Below are 2274 nucleotides of genomic sequence, written 5' to 3' on the forward strand. Positions count from 1 at the left end.
TGGGCGCGCATCTCGGCCCGCGAGGCCGGCGGCTCGATGTCGTGTTCGAGGTACTGCTCCAGGTTCTCCAGCACGAGCATCGAGGTGCCCGGCGTCACCAGGCCGAAGCGGCGGCCCAGGGCGGTGAGCTCCTGGGCGTGCTCCACGGGCAGGGCGGACAGCTCGGCAATGCGCCGCTGGGCCCAGGCGAGCGCCGCGTGCGGGGCGTCGACGGCCTCCGCGCGGCTCACCGTGACGCTGCGCCGCGCCACCTCCTGGGAGCCCGCGCCGTAGACGAGCGTGAGGGTGGCCTTGCTCGCGAGCAGGCGGCCCGCGACCGTCACCGGCCCGGTCATCGGCTGGGCGCGCGGCAGCACGTCGGCGAGGCTCGCGCCGTCAGCCTCCACGCGCAGCAGGCGCCACGGCGGGGACACCACGCGCGCCACGGCCTGCTCCACCTCCTCGTGCGCGAGGTCAATCACGTCCCCGTTGGCGGCGATGTGGCGCAGCACCGCCGTGTCCGCGCCCGCGCCGTCCACCACGGCATACACGGGCGCCGAGCCCGTGCGAGGGAGCGAGGCGCCCACTGTGCCCAGGCCGTCCGAGAAGAACAGCCACGCGCCCACCGTCTTGTCACTGGCGAGGTCCAGCGCGCCGAGGCCCGTGCCGCCGTCATAGACGACTTGCCCCAGCTCATCGCGCAGCGCCTGGGGCGCGAGGACGCGAGCGGGCTCGGCCTGGTCCCTCACCACCACCAGCTTCACCTCGGCGGCGGGCCAGCGCGCGAGCAACTGCTGGAGAAAGGCCAGCTCGCGCTGGTGGTCTCCCGCGCGGCTGCTGGAGGCGTCCCAGACGATGCCGAGCCGGCGCGGCGGCGGCAGGGGCGCGCCTGGGGGCGGCAGCTTCGGCAGGTCCGTCACCATGGCGTAGCACTCGCCCTCCGCGCGGCAGCCCACCGCCACGGACGGCTCCTGGCGCACGGGCAGTTCCACCACGAGGTCCGCGCCGGGGCGGGCGTCCTGGAGCCGCTGCTCGGCCACCCAGCTCTCGTTGGCGCGCACCGCGACGAGTTTGCCGAAGCCGCCGCTGAAGCGGGGAGGCGACGCCGGGCCGCGCACCACCTCGATGCGCACGGAGGCCTCGGGCAGCACGCCGAAGGGCAGCGGCAGCCGGTAGCCAGCGGACTCCTCGCGCACGGCCAGCTCGGTAATGTGGCGCACCTGCACCGTGCGCGTGCCGCCCGCGGGGATGGGGTAGATGCGGGTGCGGAAGCGGTCGCCGCGCACATGCTCGACGAGGCCGGGGTCCACGCCCTTGCGCACCTCCTTCTCGAAGGCGATGCGCGCCTCCTCCTTGGGCACCACCACGCCGTCGACGAGCTGGCCGCCCACGTCCAGCGCGTAGCCGCTCACGGTGGCGCCGGGCGGCAGGGGGAACTCGAGCTGCCCCTCGAGCACGCGGCGGTTGGGGTTGTGGAAGACGAGCGTGGTGGTGGTCTCCGCGAGCATCCCGTGCACGAGGGCGCGCACCTCCAGCCGCTTGAGCTCCACCGGACGCTCGGCCTCGGGGACGAACAGGATGCGCGGCGGCACGGGCGGAGTCGGAGGCGGAGCGGGGCGTTCGGGCTCGGCGGCGCGGGCCACCGCGCACAGGAGCAGGACGGCGATGAGGGGACGGAGCATGGTTCCTCCCGAAGCGGGTGCCCCCGGTGTAGCACGAGGGCGCGGGCCCACGCCCCGTCCTGCGCCCCGAGAGGGTGTCAAAGAATTCGTGTGAGGGGACTCGGCACGACACGCGGCGGGAAGGAGTAGAGCGGAAAGGGGGCCGAAAAGTCCCCTCGCATCCACCGAGTTGCCGCCTCACGGAACGCCGCGACGAAGGTCCGGTACTGCTCGCGCAACTCCCTCAGCGCCTGGCGCGTGGAGGCATGACCCAATGGCCGCGGGCTGCGCTTGAGCTGCTCCGGCCGGGTATGCGGGTGCTGGGCCCTCACGGCTCGCGCCCCCAGCACGCGGGCTTGTCCCGTGCGCGAGCCTCGGCTTCCACTCCCTCCACCAATCCCCGCACCGCACGCCGCCGCTCCTCCTCCCCCAGTCCTTTCCAACACGGCAGGGGCTCCACCACCAGCTCCACTGGCTCGGCGATTTCCTCGGTGAAGCGCCCCTCCCCCGCCTCCAAGTCCTCGCTCCTCCTCTTGCTCCAGCGCTTCGTCCAGCTGAACCCCTGGAACAGCCGCCTCGCCGGCCCCAGCAGCTGCGGCAGGCACGTGAGGCCCGGCCACTCGGCGCTCCTCTC

Annotated in this window: 1 protein-coding gene and 1 pseudogene; both read right to left on the reverse strand. The window is 74.0% G+C overall.

The genetic code is table 11. From position 1 onward, the window contains the following. A partial coding sequence (locus VF794_RS00600; RefSeq protein WP_331106652.1) for a VIT domain-containing protein occupies positions 1 to 1661 on the reverse strand: 1661 nt, incomplete at its 3' end. Positions 1662 to 1968: 307 nt separating this feature from the next. Next, positions 1969 to 2274, reverse strand: a pseudogene (locus VF794_RS00605) (hypothetical protein); the annotation flags it as partial.

Source organism: Archangium sp., assembly GCF_036389735.1.
Taxonomy (GTDB): Bacteria; Myxococcota; Myxococcia; order Myxococcales; family Myxococcaceae; genus Archangium.